The following is a 15,439-nucleotide window of genomic DNA, read 5'->3' as shown; positions in this document are numbered from 1 at the left end:
GTCGGTGATGTTGCATTTCGCGCGTGGGAAGTCGATGGACATAACTGGTTGCGGTCAGTCTAAGCTTTGGGAATGTTAATGCCGACGCTTTGCGCCGGTTACCGCCCAGTACGGGCGGCCAGCTCGCGCTAGCGTCGGCGACGGTAATGCCGCGCGGCGAGTGTCCACGGATTTCGCATTGGTGATCGGCCGCGCACGGCGGCGTTAACGGGAAGATGCTGGTGTCGGCATCTTTCGTCAGCCGATTTCTGGTGGCGATCAGTCTAACTGGGAGAAAGCGATTTCCATCAGTTCGACCGTTCGGTGGGTGCCGGCCTTTTTATGGATATGGTGCACATGCGTCTCTACCGTTCTCGGGTGGATGCCTAGCATAGTTGCGATGGCTTTCGCGGTATGGCCATTCATCAAAGCCAGCAGGATTTCCCGCTGTCGGGAAGTCAGTCTAGCCAGCAAGCCGTCACTTGTCCTCGCTGCAGCAACGCGCGCTTGCGACATTATGCAGAGGCACACGATGCGTCCGTTAAGTTGAAGCGGCGGCCCTAGTTGGGATGGCGCTCCTTCAACAACGCGAATGCCTTGTTCGATCTCGTTAGCAAGCTGTCTGAAGTGTGCTGCAAGTTCGACGGCATCGCCAACCAGGATTGGCGTCGTTTCGAGAAGCGAGGTCTCTTTAGTTTGCCAGTCCATGTAATATTCCGCCTTGGTGCTAAGTATAGCAGTCCAAGGCGGAGAAAGTAACTGTGAAGACACAGCACGGTTAATGGCGACGCTTTCTCGGCGCACCGAGTCACGCATGAGTCACGGCTGGTTGTTTCCACACGACAACGAAAAACCGCCCGCCAGTTATGGCGAGCGGTTTGGTGCGACGGCAAGCTGGGTTGGTGAAGCCCTGAAGTGGTGGTCCTCACCCTGCATCCTTTTCTGCCACAAGTTCCCCGACATACCCAATCGTCACCTGCGAGAACTTCGCGATGAACTGCAGGTCCGCGAAGCCCTCGCGCTTCCCCCCACGATAATCCACCCGGCCAGAGCTTTTCCTCACATCCCATTCAATGCGCGCGGAGGGGGTGGGGCCGAATAGCCAGACCTCAATAGTACCATGATCCCGGCCGGCGTATGCTTCCCGATCAGCCGGTACCGCTTCGAGAAGGGTCGCCAGCGCGTCACCGAACGTATGCCCGCGTTCGACTTCCCCAAAACGAAGCGGGTCGGAGGCTTTCAGTTTCGCATACTCCTCTACGGTCTTGGCGCTTGATTTTACGTTCCTGCTCCCGGCGACAGCTATCAGAAGGTTCGCTGCGTCAGTGAAGGTGACACGAGACTTTCCACGTCCGCGTTGTCCCTCGCTTCGCAATCCCGCCGTCATCAAATTCCGGTCATGTAGTACCACTGTGCCTTCAGGGACGCCGGTTTGAAGCGATATCATTGCCACCAGCTCTTTCGGCGTGGCCATCCTTTTCTCCTCATGTGGTGAGCGGCGTTGGTAGCGCCAGATCTTCCCTATCACTCGTTAATTTTGCGCGCTACGCATTTTTTGGTTGACGGTATTTTTATTTTGCGCATAATACAAAATATCAAATCAACAAGGAGGCCATTACCCATGTCCCAAAACCCAAGATTAAGACGAAGCTACACTGCCGCCTACCGCTTTGCGGTGGGCCAGCCTGTGAGCCTGTGCGGCTATCCGGCCGCGGTGCGCTCCAGATTACGAACAGCCGCCGGCCGTGCCCTCTACGTGGTTCAACTGGCCGGCGAGCCCGGCACGCGCCACGTGATGGAAGACGGCCTTCAGGCCACCGAACAGATGCAGGTGGCGGCATGACAAACGACGCCGAAACCCTCGCCAAGCTCCACGAACTGGCGGCGATCGACTTCAAGCCATGGGTGCCGGGCATGGAGGCCGAGATGACGCCGGCCAACCTCTCCGAAGCAGCGAACAGCGGCCCGTTCGTCTACGCCTACTTTGCATACAAATCCATGTTCCAAACCAAGGACGCGATGATCGCGAGATACCGCGCGACACCCGACGCCGGCTTTGATCTGATCGAGAATATCTCTGGCGGCGCGGCTTGGTTTGAAATGGTAGCCGGCATGATGAGGGCGGCCGCGGAAAGGCACATGGCGGCCCTCGCCGTGGTCGATCTCGAGGAAGAGCTCGAAGCGGCCTAACACTTTCCTGCCAGCCGTTCACCGCATGTTTCGGCTGGCACCTTGCCCCAGCGCGCCCATAGGCTGCGCGGGGCCTTTATTCGCAGTCACCGGAGGCCGCCCATCACCACCCGCCCCACACCGCGGGGGCGGCCTCTTACGGTACTAGAGCCGCCCGCCAGCGAAGGCGGGCGGCTTTCCATTGTCTAAAACGGAGGTAACCTGTGCGCGCAGCCAACGACAACAACCCGCTCTATCTTTCAGAGGCGTCAATTGCTGCGCGTGTCCTTGGCGCAAAGGCGAAAACGCAATGGGCCGCCCTCGCCGCCGCCTGGGAACGTGAAGGCCTGCCCCGTATTGATCCCATGACGGGATGCCGTTACTGGCCGGCAGTCCGAACATGGCTGGATCGCCGGCACGGGGTCCACCAGACTGCCCTGCCCGCATCTGTCGATGGTGTGGAGAATTGGACGTGACGGAAACGCCGGGCCTCAAGCGAAAGCACAATAAGGACGGCACATACCGCGAATACTGGGAAGCGCGTGCCGACCTCGCGAAACGTGGCTACCGCCCTTCTTCTGTCCGGCTTCATTATCCTGACACCCCGGAGGGCCGCAGACAGCTTGCCGCGCGGTGCCAGATCCTGCAGGCGGAAATGTTGTCGTGGGCGACAGAAGGAGGGAAATCGAAGCCGGGGTACGATGGCACTCTTAAGAGCCTGTCCCGCCTATTTCAGATGAACGACGACTCTCCGTTTAAAACGATGAAGTGGAACAGCCGGGAAAACGTCCTGAAGTCCCTTGTCATCATAGAGCGCACGGTGGGCGATCGGCAGGTTGGCAAGTTGCTTGGCCCCGACTTCAAGCGATGGCATACGACATGGGGATTGCCGAAATCGGCGGAAAAGCCCCCTCGCCCCTGGCGAGCCAAACACGCTATGGATGCCACCCGCCAGCTAATCAGCTACGGCGTCACTCTCGGCTTCGATGATTGCTTCCGTGCGGATACAATACTGTCGAAGATCCGCTTCAAGACCCCACCGGCTCGCACGTCGGTGATGACAGCGGACCACGTTGCAGCGATCCGTAATGCTGGCCACGCGGAGGGTTATCCCTCGATCTCACTGGCGACGGCCCTGCAATTCGCACTGACCATGCGGCAGAAGGACGTCGTTGGGGAATGGGTGCCGACTAACGACAAGGAGGAAGGCGGCATCGCTTACAAGCTCACGCGGTGGGAGAATGGCCTGTTGTGGTCCGATATCGACGAGGCGTTCATCCTCCGCAAGGCGCACACGAAAACCGGTTTTATGGTGGAACATGATTTGAAGTTGCATCCCTCTGTCCTCGAAGAAATCGCGCTCGTACCGCCCGAGAAAAGGGTAGGCCCAATGATCATTTCCGAAGGCACCGGGGTCCCGTATAAGAACCGCAAGTTCACGGAGCGCTGGCGGAAAGTTGCTGATAAGGCGGGAATCCCAAAGACCGTCTGGAACATGGACGCGCGTGCTGGAGCGATCACTGAGGCTTACGACCTTGGGGCGACTGAGACAGACGTCATGAAATCGGCCGGTCACAAAAACCGCCAGACGAGCGCCCGGTATAACCGCGGCACTATTAAACAGACCAGCCGCGTGGCTATGATGCGTCTGGAGAAACGGACCGAGAACGACGACTAAGGGACGCGGCGGGGACGTTTGGGGGACGTTCCCGCCAAGGCCATGAAACTCAATGATATTTTCTAACGAAGGAATACATCCGCATCCTCTTCCTCGACAAGCGCAACACGCTGATCGCCGACGAGGTGCAGGGGCACGGCACGGTCGATCACACGCCGGTCTATCCGCGCGAGGTGGTGCGCCGGGCGCTCGAACTGTCGTCGACGGCGATCATTCTGGTGCATAACCACCCGTCCGGCGACCCCACCCCGTCGCGGGCGGACATCGACATGACGAAAACGATCGTGGAAACGGCGCGGCCGCTTGGTATCACGGTGCATGACCACATCATCATAGGCAAGGATGGGCATGCCAGTCTCAAGGGACTGAGACTTATGTGAAATCCCAAGATCGGGTGAACCGGCTTTCATCCGATTGAAACGGTTCGCTGTCACATGGAGTTGACGTAAAAATGCGAGGCGAAGACAATTGCTGCGATGCAATATGATTCTTCCCGCACAAGACTGGGGCACGCTCACATGCAGGAATTTGATCTCGTTGTCGTGGGCAGCGGCCCCGCAGGCCGCCGTGGCGCCATCCAGGCCGCCAAGCTCGGGCGCAAGGTTCTGGTCATCGAACAGGGCAAGCGAGTCGGCGGCGTTTCCGTGCACACCGGCACGATCCCGTCCAAGACGCTGCGCGAGACCGCGCTGAACCTTTCCGGCTGGCGCGAGCGCGGCTTCTACGGCCGCTCCTATCGCGTGAAGCAGGAAATCAGCGCCGACGACCTGCGCCGCCGCCTGCTGATCACGCTCGACCACGAGGTCGACGTGCTGGAGCACCAGTTCGCGCGCAACCGCGTGCAGCACATCCGCGGCAAGGCGAAGTTCGTCACGCCCGACACGATGGAGATCGTCAAGGACGACGGCGAGACCGTGCATGTCAAGGGCGCCGGCATCATGCTCGCGGTCGGCACGAAACCCTATCGTCCGGAGAGCATCCCCTTCGACGGCGTCAGCGTGCTCGACAGCGACGAATTGCTCGACATCCAGGACCTGCCGCGTTCCATGGCCGTCATTGGCGCCGGCGTCATCGGCATCGAATATGCCACGATCTTCAGCGCGCTCGACACGCAGGTGACCGTGATCGATCCGAAGCCGACCATCCTCGATTTCATCGACAAGGAGATCGTCGAGGACTTCATCTATGAGCTGCGCGACCGCAACATGAAGCTCATCCTCGGCCAGAAGGCCGACAAGGTGGAAAAACTGCCCAACGGCAAGTGCGAGATCACGCTGGACAACGGCCGCCACGTCACCTGCGACATGGTGCTCTATGCCGCCGGCCGCGTCGGCGCGACGGACAGCCTGAACCTTGCCGCCGCCGGCCTCACCGCCGATTCGCGCGGTCGCCTCAGCGTCAATCCGGAGACGTTCCAGACCGAGGTGCCGCACATCTTCGCCGCCGGCGACGTCGTCGGCTTCCCGAGCCTCGCCTCGACCTCGATGGAACAGGGCCGCATCGCCGCCCGCGTCGCCGTCGGCGTCATCGCCAAGGAACCGCCGAAATATTTCCCCTACGGCATCTATGCCGTGCCGGAAATCTCCACCTGCGGCCTGACCGAGGAAGAGGTGAAGGAACGCGGCATCCCCTATGAATGCGGCATGGCGCGGTTCCGCGAGACCTCGCGCGGCCACATCATGGGGCTCAATTCCGGCCTGTTGAAGATGATCTTCTCGCTGAAGACCCGCCGCCTGCTCGGTGTGCACATCGTCGGCGAAGGCGCCACCGAGCTCGTGCATATCGGCCAGGCCGTGCTGAACCTGAAGGGCACCGTCGAATATTTCGTCGAAAACACCTTCAATTACCCCACCCTCGCGGAAGCCTACAAGATCGCCGGCCTCGACGCCTGGAACCGTATGGGCGACCTGTCGCAGACGGCATGAAGATCCTGTCGCTGAACGTCTGGGGCGGCATGCTGCATGCGCCGCTCATCGACTATCTCGCGGCGGTCGATGCCGATGTCTATTGCCTGCAGGAAGTGCCGCGGGCGGTTACCGCGCGGTCGGACTGGCTCACCTATCGCGACGGCGCGGTGGAACTCCAGCAGCGCGGCAATCTCTATAGGGAAATCGCCACAGCCCTTCCCGCCCATGACGGTTTCTTCGCACCGGCCATGCGCGGCGAACTGATGGACGGCGACCAGCCCTGCTGGCAGGAATTCGGCCTTGCCACCTTCATCCGGCAGGACATCGCGGTCATCGGCCAGGCGGTCGATTTCGTGCACGGCGCGTTTTCCCCGCACGGTTTCGGCGCGCATCCCCGCGCCCGCAACGCCCAAGCCTTCCGCCTTTACGACTACAAGACCGACCGCGCGCTTTCCGTCGTGCAGTTTCACGGCCTGCGGACCGAGGACGGCAAGGGCGATTCTCCCGTCCGTGATGCGCAAGCAAAAACCCTCGTCGCGCTCATCGAGCGCCTGCATCGCGGGCAAGAAGCCCTCGTGCTCTGCGGCGACTTCAACCTGCTGCCCGGCAGCCGCACCTTCGAAACACTTGCACAGCTCGGCCTCACCGACCTCGTCACGACCCGCGGCTTCACCGACACGCGAACCTCGCTCTACAAGAAGCCCGGCCGCCATGCGGACTACATGCTGGTGAATGCGGAAGTGCCGGTCGCCGAGTTCACGGTCGTGGAAACGCCCGAGGTTTCCGATCACCGGGCGCTGCTTCTGACCATAGGCTGACGACCGCGCCGTCGCCCTTTTTTCACACACCATTTTCCCCGCCCATCAAATCCATGCCTACAATCTCCCCATCCCGCCGAAGGATACGCTGCCAGGCGTGGCAGTAAGGCGGGGTCGGCGCTTTTGGTACGGGACGGACGTAGGCCCGTACCCGAAGGGCCTGCGGAAAATGGTCTCCTTCCGGTGACAAGGGGAATGACGGGGTGTCGGACCGACCCGTCGTTTCTCCCGAAAAGCCGGGCGTGTCTGTGCGGCACACAGGATGGCGGGACAGCGTCACGCGGCGTTCGCGGGTTTTGAGGACCCGGACGCGCGGCGCAGGTGGAAGACGGTGCCGACCGGCAGCCATGGCTGCGGCATCGTAAGCCTGAGAGCGTGCATGGCGCCTTCCTCGGAAGGGCACGCCACTGTTCCCACAAACCCCGCCATCGCAGAGGGATCGAAGTCGCAGGCAAAAACCGCCGAACGGGGCGCTGAAAGGTGTCACATACTTACTATCAAACGAGGCAGCTTCCAGCGCCCCGTCCGATGTTCTTTGAAAAACCACGGGCGGAAACCGCTGCGTGGATGGTGGTGTGAAAAACGGCAAGATCGCCGTGCGGTATCCGGCCAAACAAAAAGGCCGCCCAATGGGCGGCCTCTTCGTATTCAATGGGGTCGATCCGATTATTCGGCGTCGCCTTCGGCGGCCTTCTTCTTGGCCGGGGCCTTCTTCTTCGGAGCGGCTTCTTCGCCGTCCGCAGCTTCAGCCTTGGCAGCGGCCTTCTTCTTCGGCGCAGCCTTCTTGGTTGCCTTTTCGGAACCCTCTTCGTCTTCGGCCATCAGCTCGTCCTTGGAGACGGCCTTGTCCGTCACCTTGATCTCGCCGAGCAGGTGATCGACGACCTTTTCTTCGAAGATCGGGGCGCGCAGCGAGGCGGCGGCACCCGGGGTCTTCTGGAAATAGTCGAGGATCTGCTTTTCCTGGCCCGGGAACTGGCGAAGCTGCTGGTAAAGCGACTGCTGCATCTCTTCGTCGGTCACCTGGACGCCGGCCTTTTCGCCGATTTCCGAGAGAACGAGGCCGAGGCGGACGCGGCGTTCGGCGAGCTTGCGGTATTCTTCGCGGGCTGCCTCTTCCGTCGTGTCTTCGTCAGCGAACGTCTTGCCGGACTGCTGGAGGTCCGTGTTGATCTGGCGCCAGATGTTTTCGAATTCGGCGTCGACCAGGCGTTCCGGCGAATCGAACTTGTACATCTCGTCGAGCTGGTCGAGGATCTGACGCTTGACCTTCTGGCGGGTGACCGAGCCGTACTGGCTTTCGATCTGGCCGCGGACGATTTCGCGCAGCTTGTCGGCCGATTCGAGGCCGAGCGTCTTGGCGAGTTCGTCGTTGATCTCGACGGCGGCGGCAGCAGCGACTTCCTTGACGTTGATGTCGAAGGTGGCTTCCTTGCCGGCGAGGTTTTCAGCCGGGTAGTCGGCCGGGAAGGTGACGGTGATGACCTTCTCGTCGCCAGCCTTGAGGCCGATGAGCTGCTCTTCGAAGCCCGGGATGAAGCGGTTGGAACCGATGACGAGTTCCGCGTCTTCGTCCTTGCCGCCGTCGAAGGCTTCGCCGTCGACCTTGCCGAGGTAATCGATCGTGACGCGGTCGCCGTCGGCGGCCTTGCCCTTCTTGGTCTCGTAGGTACGGGCGCTTTCGGCGATCTTCAGGATCTGCTCGTCGACCTCGGAAGCGTCGACTTCAACGACTTCGCGCGTGACGGCGATGCCGGAAGCGTCCTTCAGCGTGATCGCCGGGATGACTTCGTAGGACAGGGTGAATTCGAAATCGGCTTGCGCGGCAAGGATCTTTTCCGCTTCGGCCTGGTCCTCGGTCATCGCGATTTCCGGCTGGGTCGCCGACTTTTCGCCGCGCTCGGACAGGATCGCCGACGGACGGTCGCGGATGATCTCGTTGACGAGTTCAGCCATGATCGACTTGCCGTACATCTTCTTCAGATGGGCGAAGGGGACCTTGCCCGGACGGAAGCCGTTGATGCGGACACGGCCCTTGGCGTCTTCAAGACGCTCGTTCATCTGAGCTTCCATGTCCTTGGCCGGGATAACGACCTTGATTTCGCGCTTCAGCCCTTCAGCGAGCGTTTCGATAACCTGCATGTTCAAACCTTCAATTTCGAGTTGGCGGTGCTCAAACCGGCCTGCCGGTTATGGCGAGCACCCCGCCGGTCCATGTGCCAGCGGTGGCTTTACTGAATTCCGTGGCCTTTTGGCAAGCAAAATGGCGCTCTACAATGACCCACAGCCGCGGAAACCTCCATTTCCACGGTTCGTGGCTCTGGTGCGGGTAGAGAGACTTGAACTCCCACGCCTTGCGGCACCAGAACCTAAATCTGGCGTGTCTACCAATTTCACCATACCCGCGTCTCAGAAACCAGGGTGCCTCGGGCGGCCTGGCCGCTGCCGTGGCGCCCTCCGAGCGCGGCGTCTCTATATCACCCGTTTCCGGCGGATCAAAGGAAAAATGCGGGCAAATCGGCGTGATCCAGCCCGTTCTCGTCAATAGAGCGGTTCGTCATAAATCGGCTCGCCCTTCAGGATGAGCCGGGCGATCTGCGGCGTGCCGTCTTTCGAGACGCGCGCCTCGACTTCCAGTTCCTCCTGGTTGCGGGCGTCCTCCAGCACCTTGCCCTCGCCTTCCGGCACATAATAGCGCTCGATGCCGTAGCTGACGAAGAGCGTTTCCGGCAGGACATTGTCCACCGACGAGTAATATTCAAAGGGCAGCGTGCGCAGCACGACGCTGCCTTCCGCCGGCGCGAGATCGCCGAAACTCGCCTCGCTCGCCGTCCACAGGCCGTCCGCGCCGGGCTTCAGCCGCACCGCCATGCGCACCTGCTGGCTGTCCTTCGGTATCTCGCCCGTGACGATATCCTTCGAGATCGTCGAGATCGGGTAGGACAGGATGACGTAGTCGCCACGCAGGAGATCGCGCGGATCGACGGGCAGTGTCTTCAGCTTGATATCCTCGCCGCTGCGCAGGATCGAGGCGCGGCTTTCGACCATATAACCGAGCACGGCGGTCTGGAGGGCCGCGGCGACGATGGCGGCGGCGATCGGGGGAATGCGGAAGAAACCGGACATCGCCATGGTTACGCCTCCACCTGGGTTTCAGCCTTGGAAAAACGCCGCTCCAGCGCGATGACGCCCCAGGCGATCAGCGCGACCACCAGGCCGGAGACGAGGAAGAAGCCGGACGTGCCGATGATCGAGCCGATCGTTTCGGAGGCGAGATAGAGCGTCTCGACGGCGAAGGCGATGTAGCCGAGATAGCGCACCGCCCCGTTCTCCTTGCCCGACAGCGCGATGCCGGCAATGGCGGCGGCGAGCGTGATGATGCCGAGGAACAGCCGGTCCCCGACCGTGTCGAATTCGGCATGCAGGCCGAAAAGGCCGACCATCAGCACCAGGTAGGAATAAAAGGCCGGTGCGGCGCCGGCGCTGCGGGCGAAGGCATGAAGCGGCGACTGCGGCACGGCGGCCAGCAGATAGGCGACCGCGCCGAAGGCGGCGATTGCGATGGCGGTCGTCGGCGTCTCGTATTCGCTATAGATAAAGGCGAGCCAGGCGACGAGCAGCAGATAGGCGAGATGGCGGACCCGCCCGGCATCCGTGTAGCGCACCAGAAGAATGATGATGACGGCCATCAGCGGCATCAGCCAGAGCAGCACCGTCTCGTCGGCATTGTAGGATTGCGACCAGTCCGCGCCGGAAACGACGAAGGCAAGGACCCCCGCAACGGCGGTGACGGCGCCGGAACGGAAGAGTGCCGCGGCCACCACCGCCCCCGCAAACCAGACGAGCATTGCCTGGAACGTATCGCCGGACAGATGGTACATCTGCCCGACCATCGCGATCGCGCCCCCGAAGGCGAGCGTGCCGAACACCAGGAAGGCGGCGGCCAGCCGCTCCGCGCCACGCGTGATGAGCACCGCGCCGGCGAGATAGGCACCCCAGATCAGCCCGACGATGCCGACGAGCCGCACGAGGCGCGGAATGGCATCCCAGTTGGCGGCGACCAGCAGCAGCACCGCGGCGGCGACGAGAAGCGCTGCGATGATCATCAGCACGCGGCCGAGGCTGAAGGAACTCGGGCGGGAATCGTATTCTTTCAGCAGCCGTCCCGCCGTCGAAGCGTCGATCAGGCCCTGCTCCGTCCAGAGTGTGAGGTCGCGCTCCAGCCTGCCCCTGTACATGCGTTCCTGCTCCGTTCGGAAAATGGCGTCGGATCGAGTCGACTTCGGCCTTGTCAACAGGGACGATATAGGTTGCGGAGAAATTCGCAATCGGGGCGAAAATTCGGAAAATGGGCAATTCTTCGTGGCAAAACCTCTTGAAAGAGCGCGAGCGGCCACCAAGATTAACGAGAAATAAAGAAACGCATGGTAATTCTAGCCCTCAAGAGCCGATCGGCTCGGCGATTTCGGGCATGCAGCGGGCGCATATCATCCATGCCCATATTGCACTGCACAAATTCGACGTGCACGGTTATAGTTCAGACATCGGATCAAAGATGGTCCGGCCCGGAAATCAAGGCGCCGCGTATCGTAAGGCGACAGAGGACCGGAAGGGCGAACTGGTTGTACGCCGGGCATGATGCCTGAAGACCCGATATCCGGAAACGGAGATCGACATGAATTCGAAGCGACGCACTCCTCCTCCCAGTGTCGCTTCGATACGATTGGCAACACTCCTCCTCCCAGTTGCCAGTCACCTTCAATGACGCCCGCTGGATCTCCTCCCCCAGCGGGCGTTATTATTTACGCCAGACGCATGGCGCCCCGCCTTTTCCCGGCAAAATCCTCCGACGCTCCGTAGATTTGCGCACCTGGCGCTGAACGCATGCGCACGGCGCATGGGTGCCATTCCCAGCCGGCTCTTTTGTACGCGGCAGCGGCATCCTATATCTCGATCATCGGTCGGGCGACGATCTCCTCCTCCCAACGTCCCCGACAGGATCGGCACTCCTCTTCCTCCTCCCAGGTTGCCGGTCGAGACCAGAAACGCCTGCCGGATCTCCCTCCCCGGCAGGCGTTTCTTTTTGCGCTGCACCAGCACAGATGCATACCGGCTTTAACCTTTGTGGCCGAAAGCCCGGATTTTGGCCAGAATTTCGCCAAACTTTCCGCTTGACATGCACAAAACGCATGGGTGCCGTGCTGGAACAGCGCTGTTCTTTTCGGCGCCGCAGCGTATATTCCGTTTCATCAGATCAGGGCGGCGCCAAAGACGAGCGGCCGCCCAGTACGAAGCCCAAGAAAGGGGTAATCACATGAACCTGGCACGCTCTTTTAACAACTGGCGCAAGTATCGTCAGACCGTCAGCGAACTCGGCCGTATGACGGACCGTGAACTTCGCGACCTCGGCATCGGCCGCAGCGATATCCCGTACATCGCTCGCAAGGCTTCCAACTAAGCCGAACGACCTTTAACGGTCCTTTTCGAACGCCCTTCGGTTCCCGCCGGAGGGCGTTTTGCCGTGCGCGACTTATTGCGGCGCACAATGTCGCGATTCATCGCCTGCGACGCGCCTGCTTTTCAGCTCCGAAAGCGGCGAAAATCCCTATCCGCCTGGAATAGCGGCACTTTCTGCCTATTCTGCTCGCATGCGGCGCAACTGCTCGATCCGTGATCGTCTTATTGCACAAATGCATAGCAGCTGCATTTTCTTTGCACTGCACATTAACAAGAGTGTCGCGTATATAAGCATCACAAACCGGTTGACAGACGTCCCGGACAACCGCTTCGAGGAGCAAAGACGATGAACCCGATCCGCATTGCAAAGAACTGGATTTCCTACCGCCGCACGATGAACGAACTCGGCAACCTGTCGAACCACACGCTGTCCGACATCGGCCTGACGCGTTACGACATCCGCGACATCGCAGCCCGTTCCTTCCGCTAAGACATAGCCGGTTTCCCGCTGCGGCCGGAAACGGCGACGCGCGAGGAACGCTTCAAACGGCACCATCTGGTGCCGTTTTTGATTCAGGCTTTTGAGTTTGGGGTGATGGAAAGCCGCACGCCGCCGTGGTAACGAACCGGCCATGACCAACACCTCCTCCCCAGCCCCCATCCACGTCATCGGCGGCGGCCTTGCCGGCTCCGAAGCCGCCTGGCAGATCGCGACACGCGGCGTACCCGTCATCCTGCATGAAATGCGCGGCGTGCGCGGCACGGATGCCCACAAGACGGACGGCCTTGCCGAGCTCGTCTGCTCCAACTCCTTCCGCTCCGACGACGCGACCAGCAATGCGGTCGGCGTGCTGCATGCCGAAATGCGGCTGGCCGGTTCGCTGATCATGCGCTCGGCCGATGCCAATCAGGTGCCGGCCGGCGGCGCGCTTGCGGTCGATCGCGACGGCTTTTCCGCCGCCGTCACCGCCGCGCTCGAAAGCCACCCGCTGATCACCATCACGCGCGAGGAAGTGACCGGGCTGCCGCCGGAGGAATGGGACCAGGCGATCATCGCGACCGGCCCGCTCACTGCGCCATCGCTTGCCGCAGCGATCCAGGCGCGCACCGGCGCCGATTCGCTCGCCTTCTTCGATGCCATCGCGCCGATCGTGCACACGGCGAGCATCGACATGGATATCTGCTGGTTCCAGTCGCGCTACGACAAGGTCGGCCCCGGCGGCACGGGCAAGGACTATATCAACTGCCCGATGGACGAGGCGCAGTACAACGCCTTCATCGACGCGCTGATCGCCGGCGACACGACGGGCTTCAAGGAATGGGAAGGCACGCCCTATTTCGACGGCTGCCTGCCGATCGAGGTGATGGCGGAGCGCGGCCGCGAGACGCTGCGCCACGGCCCGATGAAGCCGATGGGCCTGACCAATGCGCATAACCCGACCGTCAAGGCCTATGCCGTCGTGCAGCTGCGCCAGGACAATGCGCTCGGCACGCTCTACAACATGGTCGGCTTCCAGACGAAGCTGAAATATGGCGCGCAGGCAGAAATCTTCCGCCTGATTCCCGGGCTCGAAAATGCGGAATTCGCCCGCCTCGGCGGCCTGCACCGGAACACCTACATCAACTCGCCGACACTGCTCGACCGCTCGCTGACGCTGAAGGGCCGCCCGGGCCTGCGCTTCGCCGGCCAGATCACCGGTTGCGAAGGTTATGTGGAAAGCGCCAGCATCGGCCTGCTCGCAGGCCGGTTCGCTGCCGCCGAGCGACTGGGCGAAACGCCGTCGCTGCCGCCGGAAACCACGGCGTTCGGCGCCCTGCTGGGCCATATTACCGGCGGCCACATCGTTTCCGACGACGAGCCGGGAAAACGCTCTTTCCAGCCGATGAACGTCAATTTCGGCCTGTTTCCGCCGCTGGAGCCGGGCACGGTGACCAAGCCCGAGGGCATGAAGCGCTTTCGCGGCAAGGACAAGGCGATCGCCAAGAAACACGCGACCGCCGCAAGGGCGCTGGAAGACTGCGCGCGCTGGCTCAGCCGCTGACTTAGTGCGGCTGGCCTGCGGCCTGCGGGTCGAGACCGGCAACGCTCGGCATGAAGCTGCCGAGCAGCCACAGCGAGACCTCCGCGGCGTCCCGCTCGTCGCGGAACTCGAAGGTGCCGCCCTCATAGGCGGCATTGGCGAACTTGACGTCGAGGCGCTTCGGGCCGGCGCCGTTGACGCGCACCGTGCCGGGTTCGATGAGATGGCAGGAATAGTGATGGCCGTGCGCGTTCATGCAGCCGGCCTTGCCGTCATGCAGCCGCAGGAACACCGTGCGGCCGTTTGCGGTGGTGATCATCTCCCGGATCGCCTCGTCGGGAAAAGCCCGGCCGAATTCCAGGATCGCCAGGCCGGCATCCTCGCCCGCCAGTTCCTGCTCTTCCTCACGGCGAAACAGTTGACGAAAGACCAGACCGGCCAACAGCAGGCAGGCAATGGTGATGGTCCAGAGCATCAGCGCGACTCCCCCGCGAAAAACGTCCTGTCGCTGTAGCGGACAAGGCTTGCGCCAGTTTTGCGTCCCGTCAATTTTTCAGAATGGTCCGCGCCGCATCGCCCGCCACATCCACCATTGCCGCCGCCACTGCGCCGGCTGAGGGGAGCGTTCCAGCGCCGCAGCGCCCGCCTTCTCGGCGGCGTCCAATATGTGCGGAACGAGGGCGACCGGCAAAAAGGCCGGGCGATTTGCCGGTGAGACCCCGCCCGCCGCCCCCGCCTTGGCCAGATGTTCGCGCCCGAGGCCCACGAAAGCCTGCACCGCCCGCGTTGCCGCAGCGGCATCGCTGCCGCCGAGAAGCGCTTCCGGCGTCAGGCCGGTCGCGGCCAGGAGATCGCCCGGCAGGTAGACCTGCCCGCGGCGGCGGTGGATTGGCAGTAGCAGAAGCGTTCCCGCTACCGTCTGCGCCACGCCGGCATGGCCGGCCGCGTCCGCCGATTTCGACGCGCTGGCGGGATCGAGGATGAGGCTTGCAAGCTGGATCAGCGCGGAGGCCGTCTCGCCGGCATAGCCTTCGAAGGACGCGCGGCTCTCCATCGGGTCGTTATAGACGTCGAAGATGCGCGCCTCGATCATGTCCGTCAACACGGCGACGGGCAGCCGATGCTCCTTCACGCAGGCCATCAGGCCGGCGGCGAGCGGATTGGCCATGGCGTCGCCGTCGGCCTCGCCCTCCAGCAGATCGCGCCACCATTGCAGGCGGATTTCCCCGGGAAGCGCCTCGCGCACCACATCGCGCACGCGGGCGATCTCGGCATTGAAGGCATAGAGCGCGGCAAGCGCACCGCGCTTTTCGACCGGCGCCAGCAGGCAGGCAAGATAGCGATCGCGATCGGTCTCGCGAAGCACCGTCAGGCAGTGCGCGTAATGGGGGTTGTCGCTCACGTCGAAAA

16 protein-coding genes, 1 tRNA gene and 1 pseudogene are annotated in these 15,439 nt (G+C 62.1%); 10 read left to right on the top strand and 8 right to left on the bottom strand.

Features of this window, described 5'->3' with window-relative positions:
• Positions 1 to 258: 258 nt before the first annotated feature.
• Together VGN93_RS07220 and VGN93_RS07215 are read right to left on the bottom strand one after the other, a co-directional pair.
• Positions 259 to 687: a helix-turn-helix transcriptional regulator gene (locus VGN93_RS07220; RefSeq protein ID WP_327506915.1), complete on the bottom strand. Its 429-nt coding sequence runs from the start codon at positions 685 to 687 to the stop codon at positions 259 to 261.
• Positions 688 to 904: 217 nt separating this feature from the next.
• Positions 905 to 1,453 carry a hypothetical protein gene (locus VGN93_RS07215; RefSeq protein ID WP_327506914.1) on the bottom strand — a complete coding sequence of 183 codons (549 nt, stop codon included), beginning with the start codon at positions 1,451 to 1,453 and terminating at the stop codon, positions 905 to 907.
• Between the two features lie 147 nt (positions 1,454 to 1,600).
• Between VGN93_RS07215 and VGN93_RS07210 the strand changes: the two genes are divergently transcribed.
• The 7 genes and pseudogenes from VGN93_RS07210 (at position 1,601) to VGN93_RS07180 (ending at position 6,551) form a co-directional block, all read left to right on the top strand.
• Positions 1,601 to 1,822 (top strand): hypothetical protein, encoded by a 222-nt coding sequence (locus tag VGN93_RS07210; protein ID WP_327506913.1) that lies wholly within the window; start codon positions 1,601 to 1,603, stop codon positions 1,820 to 1,822.
• On the top strand, positions 1,819 to 2,169 hold the full coding sequence (locus tag VGN93_RS07205; protein ID WP_327506912.1) for a hypothetical protein: 351 nt from the start codon (positions 1,819 to 1,821) through the stop codon (positions 2,167 to 2,169). Before VGN93_RS07210 ends, VGN93_RS07205 begins: the two co-directional genes overlap by 4 nt.
• Positions 2,170 to 2,372: 203 nt before the next feature.
• A complete protein-coding gene (locus VGN93_RS07200) occupies positions 2,373 to 2,624 on the top strand; it encodes a hypothetical protein (protein ID WP_327506911.1) in 252 nt (83 codons plus the stop codon).
• Positions 2,621 to 3,826 (top strand): integrase, encoded by a 1,206-nt coding sequence (locus tag VGN93_RS07195; RefSeq protein WP_327506910.1) that lies wholly within the window; start codon positions 2,621 to 2,623, stop codon positions 3,824 to 3,826. The genes VGN93_RS07200 and VGN93_RS07195 overlap by 4 nt, the downstream gene beginning before the upstream one ends.
• Positions 3,827 to 3,891: 65 nt before the next feature.
• Positions 3,892 to 4,206 (top strand): annotated as a pseudogene (locus VGN93_RS07190) (JAB domain-containing protein); the annotation flags it as partial.
• Between the two features lie 138 nt (positions 4,207 to 4,344).
• A complete protein-coding gene (sthA, locus tag VGN93_RS07185; protein ID WP_327506909.1) occupies positions 4,345 to 5,751 on the top strand; it encodes a Si-specific NAD(P)(+) transhydrogenase in 1,407 nt (468 codons plus the stop codon).
• A complete protein-coding gene (locus VGN93_RS07180; protein ID WP_327506908.1) occupies positions 5,748 to 6,551 on the top strand; it encodes an endonuclease/exonuclease/phosphatase family protein in 804 nt (267 codons plus the stop codon). The genes sthA and VGN93_RS07180 overlap by 4 nt, the downstream gene beginning before the upstream one ends.
• A 666-nt stretch (positions 6,552 to 7,217) precedes the next feature.
• On the opposite strand, the gene tig is transcribed toward VGN93_RS07180, so the two are convergent.
• The 4 genes from tig to VGN93_RS07160 all read right to left on the bottom strand — a co-directional run bounded on the left by tig (position 7,218) and on the right by VGN93_RS07160 (position 10,789).
• Entirely contained in the window at positions 7,218 to 8,693 is a 1,476-nt protein-coding gene (gene tig / locus VGN93_RS07175) for a trigger factor (RefSeq protein ID WP_327506907.1), read from the bottom strand.
• Between the two features lie 179 nt (positions 8,694 to 8,872).
• Positions 8,873 to 8,957 (bottom strand) — tRNA-Leu (locus tag VGN93_RS07170).
• A gap of 135 nt (positions 8,958 to 9,092) precedes the next feature.
• A complete protein-coding gene (locus VGN93_RS07165; RefSeq protein ID WP_327506906.1) occupies positions 9,093 to 9,683 on the bottom strand; it encodes a GDYXXLXY domain-containing protein in 591 nt (196 codons plus the stop codon).
• A 2-nt stretch (positions 9,684 to 9,685) separates the two neighbouring features.
• Positions 9,686 to 10,789 (bottom strand): DUF2157 domain-containing protein, encoded by a 1,104-nt coding sequence (locus tag VGN93_RS07160; protein WP_327506905.1) that lies wholly within the window; start codon positions 10,787 to 10,789, stop codon positions 9,686 to 9,688.
• Between the two features lie 1,076 nt (positions 10,790 to 11,865).
• On the opposite strand from VGN93_RS07160, the gene VGN93_RS07155 reads away from it, so the two are divergent.
• The 3 genes from VGN93_RS07155 (at position 11,866) to trmFO (ending at position 14,050) form a co-directional block, all read left to right on the top strand.
• Entirely contained in the window at positions 11,866 to 12,009 is a 144-nt protein-coding gene (locus VGN93_RS07155; protein WP_242222746.1) for a DUF1127 domain-containing protein, read from the top strand.
• A 345-nt stretch (positions 12,010 to 12,354) separates the two neighbouring features.
• Positions 12,355 to 12,498, top strand: a complete 144-nt coding sequence (locus VGN93_RS07150; RefSeq protein WP_023511883.1) for a DUF1127 domain-containing protein — start codon at positions 12,355 to 12,357, stop codon at positions 12,496 to 12,498.
• 142 nt (positions 12,499 to 12,640) lie between these two features.
• Complete coding sequence (gene trmFO, locus VGN93_RS07145; RefSeq protein ID WP_327506904.1) at positions 12,641 to 14,050, top strand: methylenetetrahydrofolate--tRNA-(uracil(54)-C(5))-methyltransferase (FADH(2)-oxidizing) TrmFO; 1,410 nt, start codon at positions 12,641 to 12,643, stop codon at positions 14,048 to 14,050.
• Position 14,051: 1 nt separating this feature from the next.
• Here the strand turns inward: trmFO and VGN93_RS07140 are convergent, their stop codons facing one another.
• Positions 14,052 to 14,504 carry a hypothetical protein gene (locus VGN93_RS07140; RefSeq protein ID WP_327506903.1) on the bottom strand — a complete coding sequence of 151 codons (453 nt, stop codon included), beginning with the start codon at positions 14,502 to 14,504 and terminating at the stop codon, positions 14,052 to 14,054.
• A gap of 78 nt (positions 14,505 to 14,582) precedes the next feature.
• Positions 14,583 to 15,431, bottom strand: coding sequence for a phytoene/squalene synthase family protein (locus tag VGN93_RS07135; RefSeq protein ID WP_327506902.1), 849 nt, complete (start codon positions 15,429 to 15,431; stop codon positions 14,583 to 14,585).
• Positions 15,432 to 15,439 lie beyond the last annotated feature (8 nt).

Origin of the sequence: Shinella sp., from assembly GCF_035998705.1 — a bacterium.
Classification (GTDB): Bacteria; Pseudomonadota; Alphaproteobacteria; order Rhizobiales; family Rhizobiaceae; genus Shinella.
This window is presented reverse-complemented; position numbering and strand designations above follow the sequence as displayed.

Coding starts and splice junctions, on each gene's coding strand:
- VGN93_RS07180 (WP_327506908.1), top strand. CDS start 5,748: ATGAAGATCCTGTCGCTGAACGTCTGGGGCGGCATGCTGCATGCGCCG.
- VGN93_RS07165 (WP_327506906.1), bottom strand. CDS start 9,683: ATGGCGATGTCCGGTTTCTTCCGCATTCCCCCGATCGCCGCCGCCATC.
- VGN93_RS07155 (WP_242222746.1), top strand. CDS start 11,866: ATGAACCTGGCACGCTCTTTTAACAACTGGCGCAAGTATCGTCAGACC.
- VGN93_RS07205 (WP_327506912.1), top strand. CDS start 1,819: ATGACAAACGACGCCGAAACCCTCGCCAAGCTCCACGAACTGGCGGCG.
- tig (WP_327506907.1), bottom strand. CDS start 8,693: ATGCAGGTTATCGAAACGCTCGCTGAAGGGCTGAAGCGCGAAATCAAG.
- VGN93_RS07220 (WP_327506915.1), bottom strand. CDS start 687: ATGGACTGGCAAACTAAAGAGACCTCGCTTCTCGAAACGACGCCAATC.
- VGN93_RS07140 (WP_327506903.1), bottom strand. CDS start 14,504: ATGCTCTGGACCATCACCATTGCCTGCCTGCTGTTGGCCGGTCTGGTC.
- sthA (WP_327506909.1), top strand. CDS start 4,345: ATGCAGGAATTTGATCTCGTTGTCGTGGGCAGCGGCCCCGCAGGCCGC.
- trmFO (WP_327506904.1), top strand. CDS start 12,641: ATGACCAACACCTCCTCCCCAGCCCCCATCCACGTCATCGGCGGCGGC.
- VGN93_RS07215 (WP_327506914.1), bottom strand. CDS start 1,453: ATGGCCACGCCGAAAGAGCTGGTGGCAATGATATCGCTTCAAACCGGC.
- VGN93_RS07160 (WP_327506905.1), bottom strand. CDS start 10,789: ATGTACAGGGGCAGGCTGGAGCGCGACCTCACACTCTGGACGGAGCAG.
- VGN93_RS07210 (WP_327506913.1), top strand. CDS start 1,601: ATGTCCCAAAACCCAAGATTAAGACGAAGCTACACTGCCGCCTACCGC.
- VGN93_RS07150 (WP_023511883.1), top strand. CDS start 12,355: ATGAACCCGATCCGCATTGCAAAGAACTGGATTTCCTACCGCCGCACG.